We start from the raw sequence: 19030 nt of genomic DNA on the forward strand, positions 1-19030 counted from the left end.
CGGAGAACGGCCTGGACCGACACAGACCAGCTGAGCCGGAAGGGCGGCCACCGTGGGACGGCACGGTGGCCGCCCTTCCGTATGCGTACAAACCGGCCGCGGGGCAAGGTGGAGCGTATGTATGACCTCAACGACATCGCCGAGGAACACCTGAAGGCCGCCCACGCCGACGAGCACGGCCGCAGCACCAACCTGATCCTGCGCGACGCGCCCCTGCGCCAGACCGTCATCGCGCTCACCGCGGGCACCACGCTCGACGAGCACAACCCGCCGCCCGCCTCCTCGCTCCAGGTGCTGCGGGGCGTGGTGGCGGTGACCGCCGCGTCGGGGGACACCGAGCTGACGATGGGCGCCCTGTACCTGCTGCCGCACGAGCGGCACGGGCTGAGGGCGGTGACGGACACGGCGGTACTGCTCACGACCGTCAACGACTGAGTCACCCCCGACCGAGTCACCCCGATCGCGCTTCCCCCAGGAACACCGGGTTCGTGAACGCCGCCAGCGCCCCCGGCGGCCCGCCCGGCAGCCCCGCCCCCGGGTGGCGCACCTCCGCCCGTACGTAGGCGGCGTACGCGGCCGTCGTGGACCACTCCACCGCGCCCGCCCCCGACGCGGGCAGCGCCGCCGAGTGCAGCACGCCCTGGTCCGTGACGAAGCGGACGGCGCAGCCCGGCGCGCCCGCCACCTCCAGGCGTACGGTCACCGGCGCGTCCGGCGACGCCACGCGCAGCCGCTCGCCGATGCCCGCGTGCTCGCCGCGGCCGCCCGACGCCGAGAACGCCAGCGAGACCGCCGCCGACTCCGCGACGTACGACCGGCCCGCCCGCAGCCCCGTCAGGATCGCCTCGCGCGACAGCTCGTCGGCGAGCACGACGGTCTGCGGCTCACCCACCCTCTGCGGCTCGCGGTGCGCGTCGCTGCCGCCCATCGCGGGCAGCCAGCCGTCTCCGCCGGCCAGCGTGGCGTCCCAGTCGGCGAGCGCGACCTCGTCCTCCGGCGTGTACGGGCCGTTCCACACCTCCACCACGTCCGCCTCCGTGAAGCCGTACTTCCAGGCGCAGCCGACACAGGTGGCGTGCGGATGCGCCGGTACGACGAGTCCGCCGGCGCGCCGGATCGCGCGGGCGTAGCGGCCGAAGCGGTTGTCCCGCGCGCGGTAGCGCCAGTCGACGAAGGTGCCCGGGTCGGTGCCCACGGCCACGACGTGGCCGGTCCTCGTCGTCACCTCCTCACCGGTGAGGATCAGCAGGTCGTCGCCCCACAGGCCCTCCCAGGCCGCGTGCGCCGCGTGCGTGTTGTGCTCGGAGGTGTTGATGAAGTCCAGCCCGGCGGCGCGCGCCGCGGCGGCGATCTCGGCGGGGGTGCGCCGGCCGTCCGAGTACACCGAGTGCAGGTGGCAGTCGCCCCGGTACCAGGCCCGCCCGCGCCCCCGGGCCCGCTCCGGCGGGTACACGGGGCGCGGGGCCGGGGCCGTGGGGCCGTACGCGACACCGACCGTCACGGTGTACGCCAGCCCCTGCGGGGCCACGGTGTACGGGCCGAGCGCGATGTGCCAGGTGCCGGGGCGCACCGGCCCCGGGAGGTAGCCGGGCGTCGCCGCGTCCGCGCGGAGGAAGAACTCCGACCGGGCGCCGCCCGACCAGCCCCGGAAGCCGCGCCCGCCGAGCTCGGTGCCGCGCTCGTCGAACACGCCGATGTCCAGGGCGTTGCCCTGCGTCCCGGCGGGCACGGCGGGCCGGTCGTACGCGTACGACACCCTCAGCTCGCGCACGCCGCGCGGGACCTCGACCGGCACGTACACGTAATCGGGTGAGCCGGGCGGCAGCGTGCCGCGCACGACGACCTCGGTGCGCCCGCCCGCGAAGCTCACCCCCGGGACGGTGACCGCACCCACCACACCCGCCGCACCCGCCACGAACCCGCGTCTGTCCAGCATGCGACCACCCTTCCCGGACGCGGTGAACGCGTCGGCAACGTACGCCGACGGTCTCGGAAATCGCCGCGGCACGCCATACGTTGGCCGTATGCGCATCGCCACCACGATCTTCCTGACCGATCAGTCGATCACCCCCGTCCGCCTCGCGCGGGAGCTGGAACAGCGCGGATTCGCCGGCCTGTACCTGCCGGAGCACAGCCACATCCCCATCGAGCGGACCAGCCCGTACCCCTTCGGCGGCGTGCTGCCGCCCGAGTACGGACGCACCCTCGACGCCTTCGTGGCGCTCGGCCAGGCCGCCGCCGTCACCGAACGGCTCACCCTCGGCACCGGCATCACCCTGGTCGCCCAGCACGACCCCATCGACCTGGCCAAGCAGGTCGCCACCCTCGACCACCTCTCCGGCGGCCGCTTCACCCTCGGCGTCGGCCACGGCTGGAACCGCGAGGAGGCCGAGGACCACGGCGTCGACTGGCGCACCCGGCGCGAGCGCGTCCGCGACTTCGTGGCGCTGATGCGCGCCCTGTGGGCCGAGGAACCGACCGCGTACGAAGGCGAGTTCTGCTCGGTGCGCGCCTCCTTCGCGTATCCGAAGCCGGCCGGCGGCGCCCCGCGCATCCTCGTCGGCGGCGCGGCGGGCCCCAAGCTCTTCGCGCACATGGCCGAGTACGCCGACGGCTGGATCCCGATCGGCGGCCGAGGTCTGACGGAGACGCTCCCCGTGCTGCGCGACGTCTGGGAGAAGGCGGGCCGCGACCCCGAGACCCTGCGCGTGGTCCCGTGCGGGATCAGCCCCACCGCGGGCAAGCTCGCGCACTTCGCGGACCTCGGCATCACCGAGGTGGTGCTCCAACTCCCGTCCGCCCCCGAGGCGGAGGTGCTGCGGGCGCTGGACGAGTACGCGCAGTACCTGTAGCCGGACCTGCGTGGCGGGAGCGGCTCGTATGCTCGGGACCATGACCGATGACCAGCCCGAACGCCCGACCAGTCAGCCCACCGAAAACGCCATGCGCCGTGCCCTCAAGCGCGCGAGAGACGGCGTGGCGCTGGACGTCGCCGAGGCGGCCGTGCTGCTGCAGGCGCGCGGCGGGGACCTGGAGCAGCTGGCCGCGTCGGCGGCGCGGGTGCGGGACGCGGGGCTGGCGGCGGCCGGGCGGCCCGGGGTCATCACGTACTCCAAGAGCGTCTTCATCCCGCTGACCCGGCTGTGCCGGGACAAGTGCCACTACTGCACCTTCGTGACCGTGCCCGGCAAGCTGAGGAAAGCCGGTCACGGGATGTTCCTGTCGCCGGACGAGGTGCTGGACATCGCCCGGCGCGGCGCCGCGCTCGGCTGCAAGGAAGCCCTGATCACGCTGGGCGACAAGCCGGAGGACCGGTGGCCCGAGGCGCGCGAGTGGCTGGACGCGCACGGCTACGACGACACCCTCGCGTACGTACGGGCCATGGCGATCCGCATCCTGGAGGAGACCGGGCTGCTGCCGCACCTCAACCCCGGTGTGATGTCGTGGACCGACTTCCAGCGGCTCAAGCCGGTGGCGCCGTCCATGGGGATGATGCTGGAGACCACGGCGACCCGGCTCTGGTCGGAGCCGGGCGGTCCCCACTACGGCTCGCCCGACAAGGAGCCGGCCGTGCGGCTGCGGGTGCTGGAGGACGCGGGGCGGTCGTCGGTGCCGTTCACCAGCGGGCTGCTCATCGGGATCGGTGAGACGTACGAGGAGCGGGCGGAGTCGCTGTTCGCGCTGCGCCGCGTCGCCCGCGCGTACCAGGGCATCCAGGAGCTGATCATCCAGAACTTCCGCGCCAAGCCGGACACGGCGATGCGCGGCATGCCGGACGCGGAGCTCGACGACCTGGTGGCGACGGTGGCGGTCGCCCGGCACATCATGGGGCCGTCGGCCTGTCTGCAGGCCCCGCCGAACCTGGTCGACGGCGAGTACGCGCGCCTCATCGGCGCCGGGATCGACGACTGGGGCGGCGTGTCCCCGGTCACGATCGACCACGTCAACCCCGAGCGGCCGTGGCCGCGGATCGACGCGCTCGCCGAGCAGTCCGCGGCCGCCGGCTTCGAACTGCGCGAACGCCTCTGCGTCTACCCCGAGTTCGTACGGCGCGGAGAGCCGTGGCTCGACCCGCGGCTGCTGCCGCACGTGCGGGCGCTGGCCGACCCGGAGACGGGGCTCGCGAACCCGGACGCCGAGGTCCGCGGGCTGCCGTGGCAGGAGCCGGACGAGGGCTTCACCGCGTCGGGCTCCGGCTCGGGCCGCACCGACCTGCACCGCACCATCGACACCGAGGGGCGTACGGCCGACCGCCGGGACGACTTCGACGAGGTGTACGGCGACTGGGAGGCCCTCCGCGAGGCCGCCGCGCCCGGCATGGTGCCGCAGCGCATCGACACCGACGTGCGCGCGGCGCTCGCGGTGGCCGCCGACGACCCGACGCTCCTCACCGACGACCAGGCCCTCGCGCTGCTGCACGCGGACGGGCCCGCGCTCGACGCGCTCTGCCGGGTCGCGGACGACGTCCGGAAGTCGGCCGTCGGCGACGACGTCACGTACATCGTCACCCGCAACATCAACTTCACCAACGTCTGCTACACCGGTTGCCGCTTCTGCGCCTTCGCCCAGCGCCGCACCGACGCCGACGCGTACACCCTCTCCCTGGACCAGGTCGCCGACCGCGCGCAGCAGGCGTGGGACGTCGGCGCGGTCGAGGTCTGCATGCAGGGCGGCATCCACCCGGACCTGCCCGGCACGGCGTACTTCGACATCGCCCGCGCCGTGAAGGCCCGCGTCCCCGGCATGCACGTCCACGCCTTCTCGCCGATGGAGGTCGTCAACGGTGCGACCCGCACGGGGCTTTCGATCCGCGAGTGGCTGACCGCCGCCAAGGAGGCCGGGCTCGACTCGATTCCCGGTACCGCCGCCGAGATTCTCGACGACGAGGTCCGCTGGGTGCTGACGAAGGGCAAGCTGCCGGCCGCCACCTGGATCGAGGTGATCACCACCGCCCACGAGCTGGGCATCCGGTCGTCGTCGACGATGATGTACGGGCACGTCGACCAGCCCCGCCACTGGCTGGGCCACCTGCGTACCCTCGCCCGCGTCCAGCAGGAGACCGGCGGCTTCACGGAGTTCGTGACCCTGCCCTTCATCCACACCAACGCCCCGGTGTACCTGGCCGGCATCGCCCGCCCCGGCCCGACGGCCCGCGACAACCGCGCCGTCACCGCCATGGCACGCCTCCTCCTCCACCCCCACATCCCCAACATCCAGACGAGCTGGGTCAAACTGGGCGCGGACGGCGCCGCCGAGATGCTCCGCTCCGGCGCCAACGACCTCGGCGGCACCCTCATGGAAGAGACCATCTCCCGCATGGCGGGCTCCTCCTACGGCTCGTACCGCTCCATCAAGGACCTCGTCGCCATCGCCGAGACCGCCGGCCGCCCGGCCCGCCCCCGTACGACCCTGTACGGCGAGGTCCCGGAGGAGCGGCAGCGCGCGGCGGCCGCGTCGGACGGACATCTGCCGGAGCTGCTGCCGGTGCTGACAGACTGACGGCAGCCGGGCCCTGGCGTACGAGGCGATCGGCCGCCGCGCCGACGCCCTGCGCGACCTCGACGAGGCGCTGTCGCTGGAGCCCGGCTACACCTGGGCGGCGGAGCAGCGGGAGCGCATCCTGTCCGGGGGCCCCGGGGACGAAACGGCCACATGAGGCTCTCGCCGGGATGACCGCCACGCGTTCGATTACAGTGCTGCGCGCCGGACGCAGGTGAGAGCGACGGCCGACAGGGACGGAAGGGGCGCGAGGTGTGTGCAGCAGCCACGGCTGTCTGGGGCCGGGCCGAGCAGCAGGACTTCCGGGCCCGGGTGCGGGGGTGCCTGCTCGGGGCCGCCATCGGTGACGCCCTCGGGGCCGGCGTCTCCACGCTGTCCGTGGAGGCGATCCGCGCGGCCCACGGGGCGGACGGCCTCGCCGACCTGGCGCCCGCGTACGGGCGGCGCGGCGCCGTCACCTCGGCCACGCAGCTCACGCTCTTCACCGTCGACGGGCTGATACGCGCCCAGGTGCGCCGCGACACCGGCGCCTGGCACCCGCCCTCCGACGTGCACCGCGCCCATCTGCGGTGGGCGGCCACCCAGCGCGACTGGGGCCCGGACGAGCGGCGCAAGGACAACGGCTGGCTCGCCTGCGAGGAGTGGCTGTACGCGCGCCGCGACCCGGCGCGGGCGACGCTGACCGGGCTCGCCGACGAGGTCCTCGGCACGCTCGACCAGCCGAAGAACCCGGCCGCGCGGGACGCGGGGGCCGTCGTGCGCTCCGCGCCGTTCGGGCTGCTGGTCGGCTGGGAGCCGCAGTTGGTGTGCCAGCTGGCCGTCGAGTGCGCGGCCCAGACGCACGGGCATCCCGCCGCGTACCTGTCCGCCGGGGCGTTCGCCGTCATCGTGCACGGCCTCGCGCGCGGCGAGACCCTCGACGGCTCGGTGCAGCGGGCGCTGGTCCAGCTCGCCGCCCGCCCCGGCCACGAGCCGGTCGCCGAGGCGCTGAAGCACGCCCTCGGCGCCGTACGGCAGGGCATCCCCGGCCCGGCGAGGATCGCGTCGCTCGGCGACACCGACGGCGAGCACGCCGAGGACGCGCTGGCCATCGCCGTCTACTGCGCGCTGGTCAGCGAGGACGTACGGCACGGGCTGCGGCTCGCGGTGAACCACGACGGCCCGTCCGAGGCCACCGGGTCGCTGACCGGCGCGCTGCTGGGCGCCCTGCACGGCGAGACCGCCCTGCCGCCGGCCTGGCTGGCCGAGCTGGAAGGGCGGTCGACGGTCCTGGAGCTGGCGGACGACTTCGCCATGGAGATGACGCAGGGCCCGGCCCTGCACGGCCCCGGGGTGTCGTCGCCGGGCTGGCTGGCCCGTTACCCGAGGGGCTGACGGGGCGGACGCGCCACCGTGGCCGCCGCCGGGCTGCCGTCGTCGGAGTGGAGCCGGTCGAGCACCCGGTCCCGCTCCGGGGTGTCCTCCGGCTTGAGGAAGCCGATGAGGACGTACAGCACCAGCGAGGTCGCGACCGGCGAGACGATCTGGATCTGCAGCTCGATGCCGTCGAGCCCGTAGTTCGTCAGCCAGAAGGTGAACAGGCCCGCCGCCCACGAGACGAGCGCGGCCGTCGGGCCGGACCTGCGGAAGACGCGCAGCAGGCCGAGCATGAACGGGATGGCGATGGGGCCCATCAGGCCGGCCACCCACTTGATGACGACGGTGATGATGTCGCCGAAGGTGGGGGAGTTGACCTGCGTGGCCACCGCCATCGACAGCGCGAGGAACGCGATCGTCGACCAGCGCGCCGCCAGCAGCCCCGCCCGGTGCGACCAGCCGCGCGCCGCCTTCGACAGGGCGGGCGCGATGTCGCGGGTGAAGACGGCGGCGATGGCGTTGGCGTCGGACGAGCACATGGCCATCGTGTGCGAGAAGAAGCCGACGATCACCAGCCCGAGCAGCCCGTGCGGCAGCAGCTGCTCGGTCATCAGCGCGTACGCGTCGGACGCGTCCGGCTTCTCGGGCGTGACCAGCAGCGGCGCCACCCACATCGGGAAGAAGAGGACCAGCGGCCAGACCAGCCACAGCACCGCAGACAGCCGCCCCGAGCGCGTGGCCTCGCGGGCGGTGGGCGTGGCCATGTAGCGCTGGGCCTGGTTCCACATGCCGCCGCTGTACTCGAAGGTCTTGATGAAGAGGTACGCGAGGAGGAACGTCAGCGTGTACGGCCCGGCGGTCGGGGCCGTGTGCCCCTGCAGCTCGGGCCGGTCCCACACGGTCCACAGCGCGCTGAACCCGCCGAGCTTCGCCATGACGGCGACGAGCATGGCGATGCCCGCGAAGAACTGGATGATGAACTGGCCCAGTTCGGTGAGGGCGTCGGCCCACAGCCCGCCGACCGTGCAGTAGATGCCGGTGATGACACCGGTGATGAGGATGCCCTCGTTGAGGGAGATCCCGGTGAAGACGGAGAGCAGCGTCGCGATCGCCGCCCACTTCGCGCCCACGTCCACGATCTTCAGCAGCACCCCGGACCAGGCGAGCGCCTGCTGCGTCGGCAGGTTGTAGCGGTTCTTCAGGTACTCGAGGGGCGACGCGACTCCGAGCCGGGAGCGCAGGCGGTTGAGGCGCGGCGCGAAGAGGTGCGCGCCGACGGCGATGCCGATCGCGATGGGGAAGGACCACGTGACGTACGAGGTGACGCCGTAGGTGTACGCGATGCCCGCGTATCCGGTGAACATCACCGCGCTGTAGCCGGACATGTGGTGCGAGATGCCCGACAGCCACCACGGCATCTTGCCGCCGGCGGTGAAGAAGTCGCCGACGTCGTCCACGCGTTTGTGGGACCACAGGCCGATCGCGACCATCACGCCGAAGTAGCCGATGAGTACGGCCCAGTCCAGACTGTTCATGTGTCCCCTCCAGGGGTCCGCATCGTGAACGTCGAGGCGCTTCGCCGGTCAGCGGGAAACCCCGTGCGGGAGCGGGGACTTGGGGGATTGAATCGTTTGTTCGCCCGGACGGTCAAGAGTTTCCGGGTCATGAATGTGAACGCGAGTCAGCAAGGCGGACGATTTTACTCGCTCTTGACCCGGTGGGCTGTTGGCGTGTGCGCGAGGGCGGTCCCACGATGTGGGGGCGCTTCGTCGGCAGGGGATGCGGGTCCCTTGCGGTTGTTCCCGTGCCCCGGTGCCCCGGTGCCCCGGTGGTCCGATGTTCCGGAGACATGACCGAGCCCCCTCGGCCGGGACGGCGGGCCAGTCGAGAGGGCTCTTTCGGTGATGCGGTGACGCGGGGTGGTGCGGTAGCGGCGAGGTGGGCCGCTGCTCAGAGCGCGCCCGTGCTCACTTCACGCACGAACGCGTTCCACGACTCCGGTACGAAGGTGATCGACGGACCGGCCGGGACCTTCGAGTCCCGCACCGCGATCTCCTGAACCACCGGGGACTTCACCTCGACGCACGCGCCGTTCCCGCCCGAGTACGAGGACTTCGTCCAGGTGTCCGTGGCGCCCTGAATAATGGCCATCTTCTTCGCTCCGGTTTCTGACCGCGATGGGTCGCGAGTCGGTCGTGCTGGCGTGATCGACGCTACTCGCCGGCCCCGGAGCGCGGGCCCGTCATTCACTCGACTGGATGGCATATTCCATGGAGGCTTCCCCTGAAGGCCGGCAGGGGTGTACCTTGCCGGCCTTCTTGTAGGGGCCCCTGTACATCAGCGTGCGTAGTCCTTCATCACGTCGGTGATGAACTGCCGTGTCTGGTCGGCGTTCAGGGCCTGGGCGCGCAGGTGCTCGTACATCACGCTGTACCGCTGCACGTCGTTCGGCTTCTCCAGGTAGAGGTCACTGGTGACGCCCTCGATGTAGACGACGGACGAGTCCGAGGCGTCCGGGAACTCCAGGATCGCGTAGTGCCCGCTGATCCCCGGGTGCGCGCCCATGTCGAACGGCAGCACCTGCACGGTGACGTGGGGCTGCTGCGACTGCTCGACGAGGTGCTCCAGCTGCTCGATCATCAGCTGCTTGTCGCCGACGACGCGGCGCAGCGCCGCCTCGTCGATCACCGCCCACAGGCGCAGGGGCTGGTCGGCTTCCTTGATGCGGTCCTGGCGGCGCGCGCGGACGTTGACGCGCTTCTCGATGTCGGCCGGCGAACTCTCCGGCAGCGCGCCGGTGATCAGCGCCTCCGCGTACCGCCGCGTCTGGAGCAGGCCCGGCACGACCTGCGGCTCGTACACACGCAGGGAGGCGGCGTCGGTCTCCAGGCCGATGTACACGCTGTACGGGATGTCGCCGAAGGCGTGCCACCAGCCCTGCTGGCGCGAGTCCTTGGCCATTTGCATCAGCGAGTCCACGATGCGGTGGTCCTCGACTTCGTACACCCCGCACAGGTCGCGGACGTCGCGCTGGCTGATGGAACGGCGGCCGTTCTCGAGGCGGCTGATCTTCGACTGCGAGACCAGCAGCCGTTCCGCCACCTCCTCCGCCGTCATGCCCTTGAGCTCACGCAGTCGCCGCAGCTCCTGGCCCAATCTGCGTCGCCTGACGGTGGGGTTGACGTTGGACGCCACGGAAACTGCACCTCCGGCTGCCTAGCTGTGACTTGGCGTAGCTCTGCGTATCTACGTCTCAGCAGACTGCCACCAAAGCGCCGGTCTCGCTGGAAAATGACCAGACGTACGGCGAGCACGAGCGCGCGGGACGGCCACCAGGGACTGTCCCGCGCGCTTTTGTGCGGCTCCCGAACGGGCTTCGAGTGCTTCCGCGCGTGCGTTGTCGGGCGTTGCCTTGCGCTTCCTGCGTTACGCGCTCACGACGCGGGCCATGGACCCGGCGGCGCGCGGCTGTGACTGCAACGGGACGCCACCGCCCGGCGCCTGCCGGGTGGAGCCGCCCGCGGCGGTGTTACCGCTACGGCGGGGCTGTGCGCCCGCGCCGTTCTGGACGTCCATCACGGCGTGCGCCACGAGTCCGCCCATGGGGTCGTGCCTGATCAGATCCCGCAACCGGGAACGGGACGAGCGCCCTTCGTTGCCCGGGTACAGGTGCTTGCCGAGCCCGACCGCATGGGCCAGCGCGGCGAGCGCCGCGGTCCGCGGGTCCGGCGGCACACCGGTGCGGATCGCACTGTCCAGCCGGGCCCTGATCTCCCGGCTGATCGCCGTCTCCGTCGCCTGATAGCGCGTCGTCGGCAGCACCCCGCACATCTGGCCCTCGACGGCATGCACCATGCCGCACCGCTCCAGATGCGAGAGATACGTCTGGCGGAGCCCCAGTCGGGGCCCGCCGATCCAGTGGACGGCGCGCACCGGGCTGCCGCGCCTGCGCAGCAACTCGAGCGCGGAGTCCAGGGTCGGATCTCCGGTCGGCCGTGGCATCACCACGGCGATACGATCCCCGTCTGGGGCTATCCGTCCCGCCAGAGCCAGCTCCACTAGCTGAGCTCCGGCGAGACCGAGGTCGAGCGACTGCGGCTGCGCTGTGGTACCCGTGGCCGGGTCCAGAGCGAGCAGCAGAAGCTCCTCCGGAAGTGTTCTGCGGCTCCTGCCCATCCATGCCTCCCCGCGTGGATGAATGACAGGGTGACCCCTCTCACATTGGTCTGTCGAGAGTGCCTGGGTGCTTCGTACGGGAACCAGTAGGTATGTCGTTCTCGTCTTGCACGGGGGCCAAGCGCTCACACAGGACACTGGTACATGGTTCGGACACAGCGTTTTTGAAGGAGGCACGGTGGCGGGCGAGTCCCCCGACAAGTCGGAGCAGCGGAAGCCGTCGGGGGAGACGGCGTCGGGCGCACGCGACCCGAGGGCGCGGATGCGCGGTGACGGGGCGGTCGTCGACCAGCCGACAGCGGTCTTCAAGACGCTCCCGCGGAAGGAATCGGTTCCGCCTTCGGACGACGCCTCGGACGACGCCTCGGAGGAGGCTGCGGAGGAATCGGCTTCCGGGGATGCCCGACTGAAGGCCGCGGTGGAGGCCTGGGTGTCGCGGGACGCGGACGCGGAGGCGGAGACCGAGGACGCCGCTGACGAGTCCGACGAGTCCAACGCGGACGAAGCAGACGAAGCAGACGAAGCAGAGGACGAGTCCGACAAGGACGACAAGGGCGCGGAGCCCGCGGCCGCTGCCGTTCCCGACGCTGCACCTGCGAAGAAGAGCGTTCCGGTCCCCGCTCCGGTCGAGGGCGAGAAGTCCCCGGAGAAGAACTCCCCGGAGAAGAAGAAGGGGACGCCGAGCGGCGATGAGCCGGCGGCCGAGGCGTCCGAACCCGCGCCCGTCGACCAGCCCACCGCCGTCTTCAAGGCGATCCCGCGCAAGGCCGTGGACCAGCCGACCACCGCGCTGAAGGCGGTCACGCCGAAGTCCGGCCCCGCGCCCGCCGCCGCTCCCGAGTCGGCGGCCGAGCGGACCAGCAAGTTCGTACCGCTGAAGCCCGACACCAAGGAGCCGGCCAAGCAGGCCGAGCCCGCGAAGTCCGAGTCGGACCAGCCGGCCAAGCCGGCCACGCAGGACCGGCCGGAATCCGCGGCGCCGGCCGCCGCTCCCGCGTCCCTCAGCGAGGCCGAGCGGACCAAGCAGCAGCCCCTCCCGCCCCGCCCGCCGCTGGACCTGCTCGCGGAGCTGACGAACACGCCGCCCCCGCCGCCGACCCCGGTCCGCACGCTCGTCCGGCGCGTGAAGATCTGGACGCCGCTCGTCGCCCTCCTGGCGATCGTCTTTGCGGTCGTGCAGCTCGTACGCCCGCTGCCCGCCCCCGCCCTCACGCTCGCCGCCTCGCCCACGTACACCTTCGAGGGCGGCGTGCTCCAGATGCCGTGGCCCGGCGAAGGGCAGGGTGCCGTCGAGGTCGAGGGCGTCGGCATGATCGGCACGTACGGCGCGGACAAGCCCGGGCCCATCGCGAGCGTGGCGAAGACGATGACCGCGTACGTGATCCTCAAGGAACACCCGATCACGGGCCAGCAGACGGGCCCGAAGATCAAGGTGGACGCGATCGCGGCGCGGGAGAGCCGCAACGAGGACGAGTCGCGGGTGCACGTCAAGGAGGGCGACGAGTACACCCAGAAGCAGATGCTTCAGATGCTCATGATCCCGTCCGCGAACAACATCGCCCGTCAGCTCGCCCGCTGGGACTCCTCGCAGGAAGAGTTCGTCAAGAAGATGAACGACGCCGCCAAGGAACTCGGCATGACGAACACCCACTACACGGACCCCAGTGGCCTGGACCGCACCACCGTCTCCACGGCGATCGACCAGATCAAGCTGGGGAAGGCGGCGATGCAGAACGACGTGTTCCGGGAGATCGTGAACTCGCCCAACGCCACCATCCCCGGATCGGTCGGCCGGATGGAGAACAACAACAACATCCTGCTGGAGCCGGGCGTGAGCGGCATCAAGACCGGGTCCTCCACCCCGGCGGGCGGCAACCTGCTCTGGGCGGCCAACGCGGAGGTCGACGGCAAGCTGCGCCGCATCGTGGGCGCCGTGATGGGCGTGCAGCAGGGCTCCACCCCGGACGCGAAGCTTCAGGAGTCGATCAAGCTCAGCCTCAAGCTGATCCAGACCGCGCAGGACGGCATCACCTCCGCCACCATCGTCAAGAAGGGCGCTGTGGTCGGACACGTCGACGACGGCCTCGGCGGCCGTACGCCGGTCGTCGCCACCAAGGACCTGAAGCCGGTCGGCTGGCCGGGCCTGAAGGTGGACCTGAAGCTGGAGGTCGGCGATGCCCGCCTCCCGCACTCGGCGAAGGAGGGCACCGTGGTCGGTGAGCTCTCCGTCGGCGAGGGCACGGGCAAGGTCGCCGTCCCGGTGGCGCTCCAGCGGGACCTGGTGGAGCCGGGCTTCGGCGACAAGCTGACCCGGCTCGGCTGAGGCGCTGCCGAGGCGCTTCGGGAAGCTGTTGATGTACGAGCCCGGCCCCGTACGCCTCACGCGTGACGGGGCCGGGCGCCGTCCGAGGACGTATGCCTCGGTATCGTGTGGGCGATGCCCGGGCCGGGCCCGGAGTGCAGACGGAGAGAGCCGCGGTGACCACCACTGAGCCGACGCGCGCGGAGGCGGGCGACGCACCCACCGGCCCGCGGGGCACGGCACCCGAGAGCGACGCACCCGGCGGCCCGCGGGGCACGGCACCCGAGAGCGACGCTCCCGGCGCGAGGTCCGGGCGTCTTCGCCGGCTCCGCGGCCTTCGCCTCCGCCGTCACCCCGTCGCCCTCGCGACGGCCCTCGCCGCGCTCACCCACATCGTCTGGTTCCTGCTCTTCGCGAACAGCGGCGGCGACCTGGCGGCCCAGGACGCCTGGGCCGAGTTCGTCGGACGCCACCCCGACTCGGCGTACAACCTCGCCTGGTACGGAGGGATGCACCCGGTCTCGTACAGCGTGGTCTCGCCGTACCTGATGTCGGTGCTCGGCGTGCGCACGACGATGATGGCGGCCGGCACCGCGTCCGCCGCGCTCACGGCGCTGATCCTCGTGCGGGTGCGGGCGGTGCGCAATCCGACGGCGTGCGCGCTCGCCGCGGTCTTCGCGCTGCTGTGCAACGCACTGTCGGGGCGCGTGACCTTCGGCCTCGGCATGATGTTCGCGCTCGGCGCGGTCGCGGCGGTCTTCTGCTGGCCGTACCGCTGGCGGCGCAAACGCTGGGCGAAGGCGGCCGTCGCGGCGCCGCTCGCCGGTCTCGCCACCGCCGCGAGCCCGGTGGCCGGCCTCTTCCTCGGGGTCGCGGCCGCGGCGCTGTTCCTCAACAAGCGGCGCCCGGGGGCGTACGCGCTCGGCCTCGCGCCGGTCGCGGTCGTCGCGCTCTCCTCCTGGCTGTTCCCCTTCTCCGGTACGCAGCCGATGTCGCTCGGATCGACGACGCTGCCGTTCCTCTTCGGGGTGCTGGTCTTCCTCCTCGTACCGCGCGACTGGCGTACGGTCCGCACGGGCGCGGCGGTGTACGCGCTGGGCACCCTCCTCACCTGGCTCGTCGACTCGCAGATCGGGTCGAACGTCTCGCGACTGCCGATGCTGTTCGCGGGCGTGGTGCTGCTGGCGGCCCTGCCGTACACGCGACCGCGGACGCGCCGGTGGTACGCGGTCGTCCTGGCGTTCGTCGCCCTCAACGGCTGGATCGGCTTCAAGAGCGTGGACGACGTGGTTCGTACGGCTCCGGACGCGGCGTGGGCGCGGGAGGCGGCGCCGCTGATCAACCAGTTGCAGGTGCGGGGCGCGGAGAAGGCGCGCGTGGAGGTCGTACCGGCGCGCAGCCACCGGGAGGCGTCCGCCCTCACGCCGTACATCAACCTCGCGCGCGGCTGGAACCGCCAGGCCGACATGGAGCGCAACCCGGTCTTCTACGACGACACGCTCAACGCCGTCACCTACCGGGACTGGCTGCACCGCTGGGCCGTGCACTACGTGGTGCTGCCCAAGGGCGAACCGGACACCGGCGCCGAGCAGGAGGCGAAACTGGTGCGGGACGGCCTGCCGTACCTGAAGCCGGTGTGGGCGGACGACAACTGGCGGCTGTTCGCGGTGGACGACCCGACACCCCTCGCCGACCCGCCGGCGACGGTGGAGCGGGCGGGCGCCGGCGAGGTGAAGATCCGGGTGACGGCCGAGGGCCGGGTGCTGATCCGCGTGCCGTACTCGCCCTGGCTCGCGCTCCTCGACGAGGAGGGGAAGAAGATCGAGCCGCCGCAGGAGACGGAGGCGTCCAAGCAGCGGGACGACGGGGTGAAGTCGTACGAGAACACCGACGGCTGCCTGCTGAAGGCGGATGAGGACGCCGAGGGCGACGAGTGGACGGAGCTGCTCGCGCCGAAGCCGGGCGTCTACCGGCTGGCGGCCCCGTACAAACTCTTCCCACGCGGCACACCCTGCCCGGAAGAACTGCGCTGACCCGCCAGAACTGCGCTGTCCCTCCCTCCTCACCTCTCCCGTTACCGTGGGTGACGCTTCATAGTGATCCGCTATGGCAAGCGAACGCACCATACGGACGGGGGTCGTCGTCGCGGCGGCGGCCTGCTGCCTCGCATCCTGCGACCCGACCGCCGAGGCGCCGGGGGTGGCCCTGCCGGAACGGAGCCTGCCGTCCCGCATCGCCCCGACCGGCGTGCCGACGTACACGGCCTGGGCCGGCCCGGGATGCACCACCGACACCGTCTACCGCGAGCACGGCCGCTTCGAGAACGGCGACGCGGCCTGGTACACGGTCCCGTCCGGCGGCCACCGCGATGACTCCTGCGACGGCCGCTTCACCGCCCTCCCCATGTCGGGCAGCCCCGACCGCGACGGCCCCTCCACCGTCACCTGGACCTGGCCGGTCGGCACCTCGCGCGAACGCTGCGCCCTGGCGGTGTACGTCCCCGAGGGCCCGCGTGACATCGATGTCGCGGGCAATCCGACGCTCTACCGCGTCCTCGCGGACCCGGAGGGCGACCCCTCGTCGGCGTATGCCGCCTTCGGCGTCCGCCAGCCGCGCCACCGGGGCACGCTGGTCGAGGTCGGCACGTACGAGGTCCGGTCGTCGACCTTCACGGTCCTGCTGACGGACCGGGGGCGGGACTGGGGGGACGGCTCGCTGGTGGGGGCGCACCATGCGGCGGCGCAGCTGCGGGTGACGTGCTGGTAGGGGGTCTTGACGGACTGCTGCCGGGAGAGCTTCATGGTGGGAGCGCTCCCACTGCCTGGTGAAAGGTTTCCGCCATGAAAGCAACAGGTGCCGCCCGGCGCCGCCTCCCGGCCTTACCGCTTCTGCTCACTCTTCTGTTCGGGCTCTTGGGTTTCGCACCGCCGACGGCGGCTGCCGCCTCCGGCGCCGCGGCCCCGGTACGGGCCATGCCTCTCGGTGACTCCATCACCGGCTCCCCGGGCTGCTGGCGGGCGATGCTGTGGAACCAACTCCAGAGCGCCGGCCACCGGAACGTCGACTTCGTCGGCACGCTCGGCCCGCAGGGCTGCGGCCAGCCGTACGACGGCGACAACGAGGGCCACGGCGGCTACCTGGCCACCAACGTGGCCGACCAGAACCTCCTCCCGGGCTGGCTGGCCGCCACCTCCCCGGACGTCGTCGTCATGCACTTCGGCACCAACGACGTCTGGAGCGCCATCGCCCCGGACCGCATCCTCGCCGCCTACACCACCCTGGTGCGCCAGATGCGGGCCCAGAACCCCGACATGAAGATCCTCGTCGCCCAGCTCATCCCGATGAACCCGAGCACGTGCACCGCCTGCGCCCAGCGGATCGTCGACCTCAACCAGCGCATCCCGGCCTGGGCCGCCACGATGACGACCGAGCGTTCCCCGGTCACGGTCGTCGACCAGTGGGCGGGCTTCGACACGGCGACGGACACGTACGACGGCGTCCACCCGAACACCTCCGGCGACACCAAGCTCGCGGCACGCTGGTACCCGGCGCTGGTCCCCTACCTCAGCCCTGGGGACCCGGGCGACCCCGGTGACCCGGGGCCGGGCGACGGCGCGTGCACGGCCGCGTTCCGCGTCGCGTCCACCTGGCAGGGCGGCTTCCAGGGCGAGGTGACGGTGAAGAACACCTCCACCGCGCCGATTCCGAGCTGGGCCGTCACCCTGGTCCTGAACGGCGGCGCCCGCGTCAACCAGCTCTGGAACGCCACCATGGCCACGGCCCCTGACGGCACCACCACCTTCGCCCCCGCCTCCTGGAACGCTTCCCTGGCGCCGGGCGCGAGCACGACGTTCGGCTTGCTGGCCACGGGCCCGGCGGACGGGGGTGCGCCGTCGGCGACGGTGAGCTGTACGGCGAGGCCGGCCGGCGCGTAAGACGGCTGCCCGTGCGCGGGCGGCCAGGAGCCCGGACCGGCCGCCTCACGATGATCGGCAGCGCCAGCCTCGCCCAGCAGTCCTGGCTGTGGTCCTGGGCGAACGAGTCCCTCCCGCACGCGGTCCTGGGCGACATCGAGCGGGTCCGGCGGTTCGGCGAGGAGAACGACTACCCCGTCCTGCCGTGGCCGGGCTTCGACTACCGCCCGGAACTCGTCGCCGAGGCCCGGATGGTCGCGGCCTCCGTGCTCGACGCCGAGGGGTTGTGGGCGGAGTCCATGGACGACGTACAACTCCACTTCCTGCTCCACGACGTGGCGCCCACTGCGGGGGAACGGCGCTGACGAGCGCCGGGTGCGACCGGGCCCGGGCGAAGGGCCGACGCAGGAGTTCTCCTCCCGGGTCGGCCCTTCACCTTTTCAGCCCGCCGCTCATGACCGAGCAAGACAGACGCGGTCGACGGCTGCCGGAGTCAGTCCCCGCGCGGGCCCCGGAAGTCCACCGACGTGACGAGGGCGTAGTCGAAGTAGATCGGGTCCCCCTCCTCGTCCATCGGGTACTCGAAGCTGCTTTCGTTCGACAGGATCACCTTGAGGTCCGGAAGGGTGTCCACGCCGTCGTCGTTCTGCTCGACCGTGTGACCCCGTTCCTCAAGTCGCTCCAAAGTTCGGATCGGACGGGGCGAAGCCCAGCTCCCGCACGGCCCCGACCGCTTCGTCGGCCGACATGCCGAGCCTGAGCGTGGCAACTCCCACCCCCGGCAGCAGCTCCAGAATTATCGCCATTCCTTCCAACTGTCCGATACGTAGCGCACAGGTCGGCCAGCTCACCCACGGCGGCGATCTTGCGGGCGACGATGATGTCGGCGACCCGATCGAGCGCACCGGCCACCAGTCGGGCCGCCTTGGCCAGACGTCTCATAGTTCAGTGCACCGACTCAGCCGGCCGAAGTGTTTCGTGTCGCCTCGCGTGCTTCGGTGAGGGCTCGCTGCCTGAGGTCGCCGCCGAACAATTGAATCGTGGTGGCGGCCAGAATGTCGTCCCTGCCGATGGTCCGCTTGTCCCCCCTGCGCGTGGGCAGGGCCCGGAAGGAATCCTTGGGGAACGGGGGTGGGGCCGGGTCGCCCGGCATCACCAGGGTGACCGTGCCGAAGCGTTTGACCCCGCCCTCGCGGACGACCATGGCCGCGTCCCGGGCGAGGTCCGTCAGGAACGCGCTCGCGATTCCGTCCAGGTCGCGGACCATCGCTGGGACGGCCGTCGCCCCCTGGCTCCGCAGCAGCTTCTTGACCCCGGCCTCGAACCTGTGGGCACCGACCACAGCACTCGGTTTACGCGACCTGCTGCGCTTACGAGGCGGCACGATGACGCCCTCGGCGTCGTACACGACACCGTTCAAGCCATGAAACGTCGGGCTGTGTTCGTACCACTTGTCCCCCACCACGAGCTCGATGTTCCGGTCGAGCGCCGAGAGGAGGTCCGCGGGAATCAGCTTCTTGCGGGCCTCCTCCGCCGCCGCTCTTTTCGCGCCGTCGATGATTTCCGTCAGCACTGTCCGCGTCACCGAGGCGGCGGCCCACGCACCCGACCGAGAGACGTGCATCGGGGTCACGTCTCTGAACACCGTTTTGACGAGAGAAGGCTTGAACGGCGAGACGTCCATGGCCGAAGCCGTCTCGGGACCGCTGCGCTCAGGGCGGCGGGTGGACTGTGTGGTCATCGGAAGAAACGCTCCCTGCTGTTGGACTTGGGCCGAGTCAAC

Annotated in this window: 16 protein-coding genes; 9 read left to right on the forward strand and 7 right to left on the reverse strand. The window is 71.8% G+C overall.

Annotated features, from left to right (window positions below; translation table 11 throughout):
- Positions 1 to 117: 117 nt before the first annotated feature.
- Positions 118 to 435, forward strand: coding sequence for a cupin (locus tag ACIRNI_RS07715; protein ID WP_355367623.1), 318 nt, complete (start codon positions 118 to 120; stop codon positions 433 to 435).
- A gap of 16 nt (positions 436 to 451) precedes the next feature.
- On the opposite strand, the gene ACIRNI_RS07720 is transcribed toward ACIRNI_RS07715, so the two are convergent.
- Positions 452 to 1936, reverse strand: a complete 1485-nt coding sequence (locus ACIRNI_RS07720) for a CehA/McbA family metallohydrolase (RefSeq protein WP_403549257.1) — start codon at positions 1934 to 1936, stop codon at positions 452 to 454.
- An 88-nt stretch (positions 1937 to 2024) separates the two neighbouring features.
- Here ACIRNI_RS07720 and ACIRNI_RS07725 point away from each other — a divergent pair, with 88 nt between their 5' ends.
- From ACIRNI_RS07725 to ACIRNI_RS07735, 3 genes are all read left to right on the forward strand, one after another.
- Positions 2025 to 2852: an LLM class F420-dependent oxidoreductase gene (locus ACIRNI_RS07725; RefSeq protein ID WP_403549259.1), complete on the forward strand. Its 828-nt coding sequence runs from the start codon at positions 2025 to 2027 to the stop codon at positions 2850 to 2852.
- 40 nt (positions 2853 to 2892) lie between these two features.
- Entirely contained in the window at positions 2893 to 5499 is a 2607-nt protein-coding gene (locus ACIRNI_RS07730; RefSeq protein ID WP_403549260.1) for a bifunctional FO biosynthesis protein CofGH, read from the forward strand.
- A 252-nt stretch (positions 5500 to 5751) separates the two neighbouring features.
- Positions 5752 to 6873 carry an ADP-ribosylglycohydrolase family protein gene (locus ACIRNI_RS07735; protein WP_403549261.1) on the forward strand — a complete coding sequence of 374 codons (1122 nt, stop codon included), beginning with the start codon at positions 5752 to 5754 and terminating at the stop codon, positions 6871 to 6873.
- Here the strand turns inward: ACIRNI_RS07735 and ACIRNI_RS07740 are convergent.
- The 4 genes from ACIRNI_RS07740 to ACIRNI_RS07755 form a co-directional block, all read right to left on the reverse strand.
- Positions 6858 to 8390: a sodium:solute symporter family protein gene (locus tag ACIRNI_RS07740; RefSeq protein ID WP_403549263.1), complete on the reverse strand. Its 1533-nt coding sequence runs from the start codon at positions 8388 to 8390 to the stop codon at positions 6858 to 6860. The two genes, ACIRNI_RS07735 and ACIRNI_RS07740, sit on opposite strands and share 16 nt — an antisense overlap.
- A 415-nt stretch (positions 8391 to 8805) precedes the next feature.
- Positions 8806 to 9006, reverse strand: a complete 201-nt coding sequence (locus ACIRNI_RS07745) for a DUF397 domain-containing protein (RefSeq protein WP_355367641.1) — start codon at positions 9004 to 9006, stop codon at positions 8806 to 8808.
- A gap of 186 nt (positions 9007 to 9192) precedes the next feature.
- The gene (locus tag ACIRNI_RS07750) at positions 9193 to 10050 is read right to left on the reverse strand and encodes a helix-turn-helix domain-containing protein (protein ID WP_403549264.1); all 858 of its coding nucleotides are present in this window, start codon (positions 10048 to 10050) and stop codon (positions 9193 to 9195) included.
- A 231-nt stretch (positions 10051 to 10281) separates the two neighbouring features.
- Positions 10282 to 11031, reverse strand: coding sequence for a GPP34 family phosphoprotein (locus ACIRNI_RS07755; protein ID WP_403549266.1), 750 nt, complete (start codon positions 11029 to 11031; stop codon positions 10282 to 10284).
- 178 nt (positions 11032 to 11209) lie between these two features.
- Here ACIRNI_RS07755 and ACIRNI_RS07760 point away from each other — a divergent pair, with 178 nt between their 5' ends.
- From ACIRNI_RS07760 to ACIRNI_RS07780, 5 genes are all read left to right on the forward strand, one after another.
- Positions 11210 to 13354, forward strand: coding sequence for a D-alanyl-D-alanine carboxypeptidase family protein (locus ACIRNI_RS07760; RefSeq protein WP_403549268.1), 2145 nt, complete (start codon positions 11210 to 11212; stop codon positions 13352 to 13354).
- 155 nt (positions 13355 to 13509) lie between these two features.
- The gene (locus tag ACIRNI_RS07765; protein WP_403549270.1) at positions 13510 to 15366 is read left to right on the forward strand and encodes an MFS transporter; all 1857 of its coding nucleotides are present in this window, start codon (positions 13510 to 13512) and stop codon (positions 15364 to 15366) included.
- Positions 15367 to 15439: 73 nt separating this feature from the next.
- The gene (locus ACIRNI_RS07770; RefSeq protein ID WP_403549272.1) at positions 15440 to 16099 is read left to right on the forward strand and encodes an adhesin; all 660 of its coding nucleotides are present in this window, start codon (positions 15440 to 15442) and stop codon (positions 16097 to 16099) included.
- A gap of 74 nt (positions 16100 to 16173) precedes the next feature.
- Positions 16174 to 17268, forward strand: a complete 1095-nt coding sequence (locus ACIRNI_RS07775) for a GDSL-type esterase/lipase family protein (protein WP_403549274.1) — start codon at positions 16174 to 16176, stop codon at positions 17266 to 17268.
- A gap of 11 nt (positions 17269 to 17279) precedes the next feature.
- Complete coding sequence (locus ACIRNI_RS07780) at positions 17280 to 17612, forward strand: DUF6882 domain-containing protein (RefSeq protein ID WP_403549276.1); 333 nt, start codon at positions 17280 to 17282, stop codon at positions 17610 to 17612.
- Between the two features lie 128 nt (positions 17613 to 17740).
- Here ACIRNI_RS07780 and ACIRNI_RS07785 read toward each other — a convergent pair whose 3' ends face one another.
- Entirely contained in the window at positions 17741 to 17932 is a 192-nt protein-coding gene (locus ACIRNI_RS07785; protein WP_403549277.1) for a hypothetical protein, read from the reverse strand.
- Positions 17933 to 18205: 273 nt separating this feature from the next.
- Positions 18206 to 18988 (reverse strand): hypothetical protein, encoded by a 783-nt coding sequence (locus ACIRNI_RS07790; protein ID WP_403549279.1) that lies wholly within the window; start codon positions 18986 to 18988, stop codon positions 18206 to 18208.
- Between the last annotated feature and the right edge of the window lie 42 nt (positions 18989 to 19030).

Source organism: Streptomyces sp. NPDC093546 (genome assembly GCF_044765045.1).
In the GTDB taxonomy this organism is placed as follows: domain Bacteria; phylum Actinomycetota; class Actinomycetes; order Streptomycetales; family Streptomycetaceae; genus Streptomyces.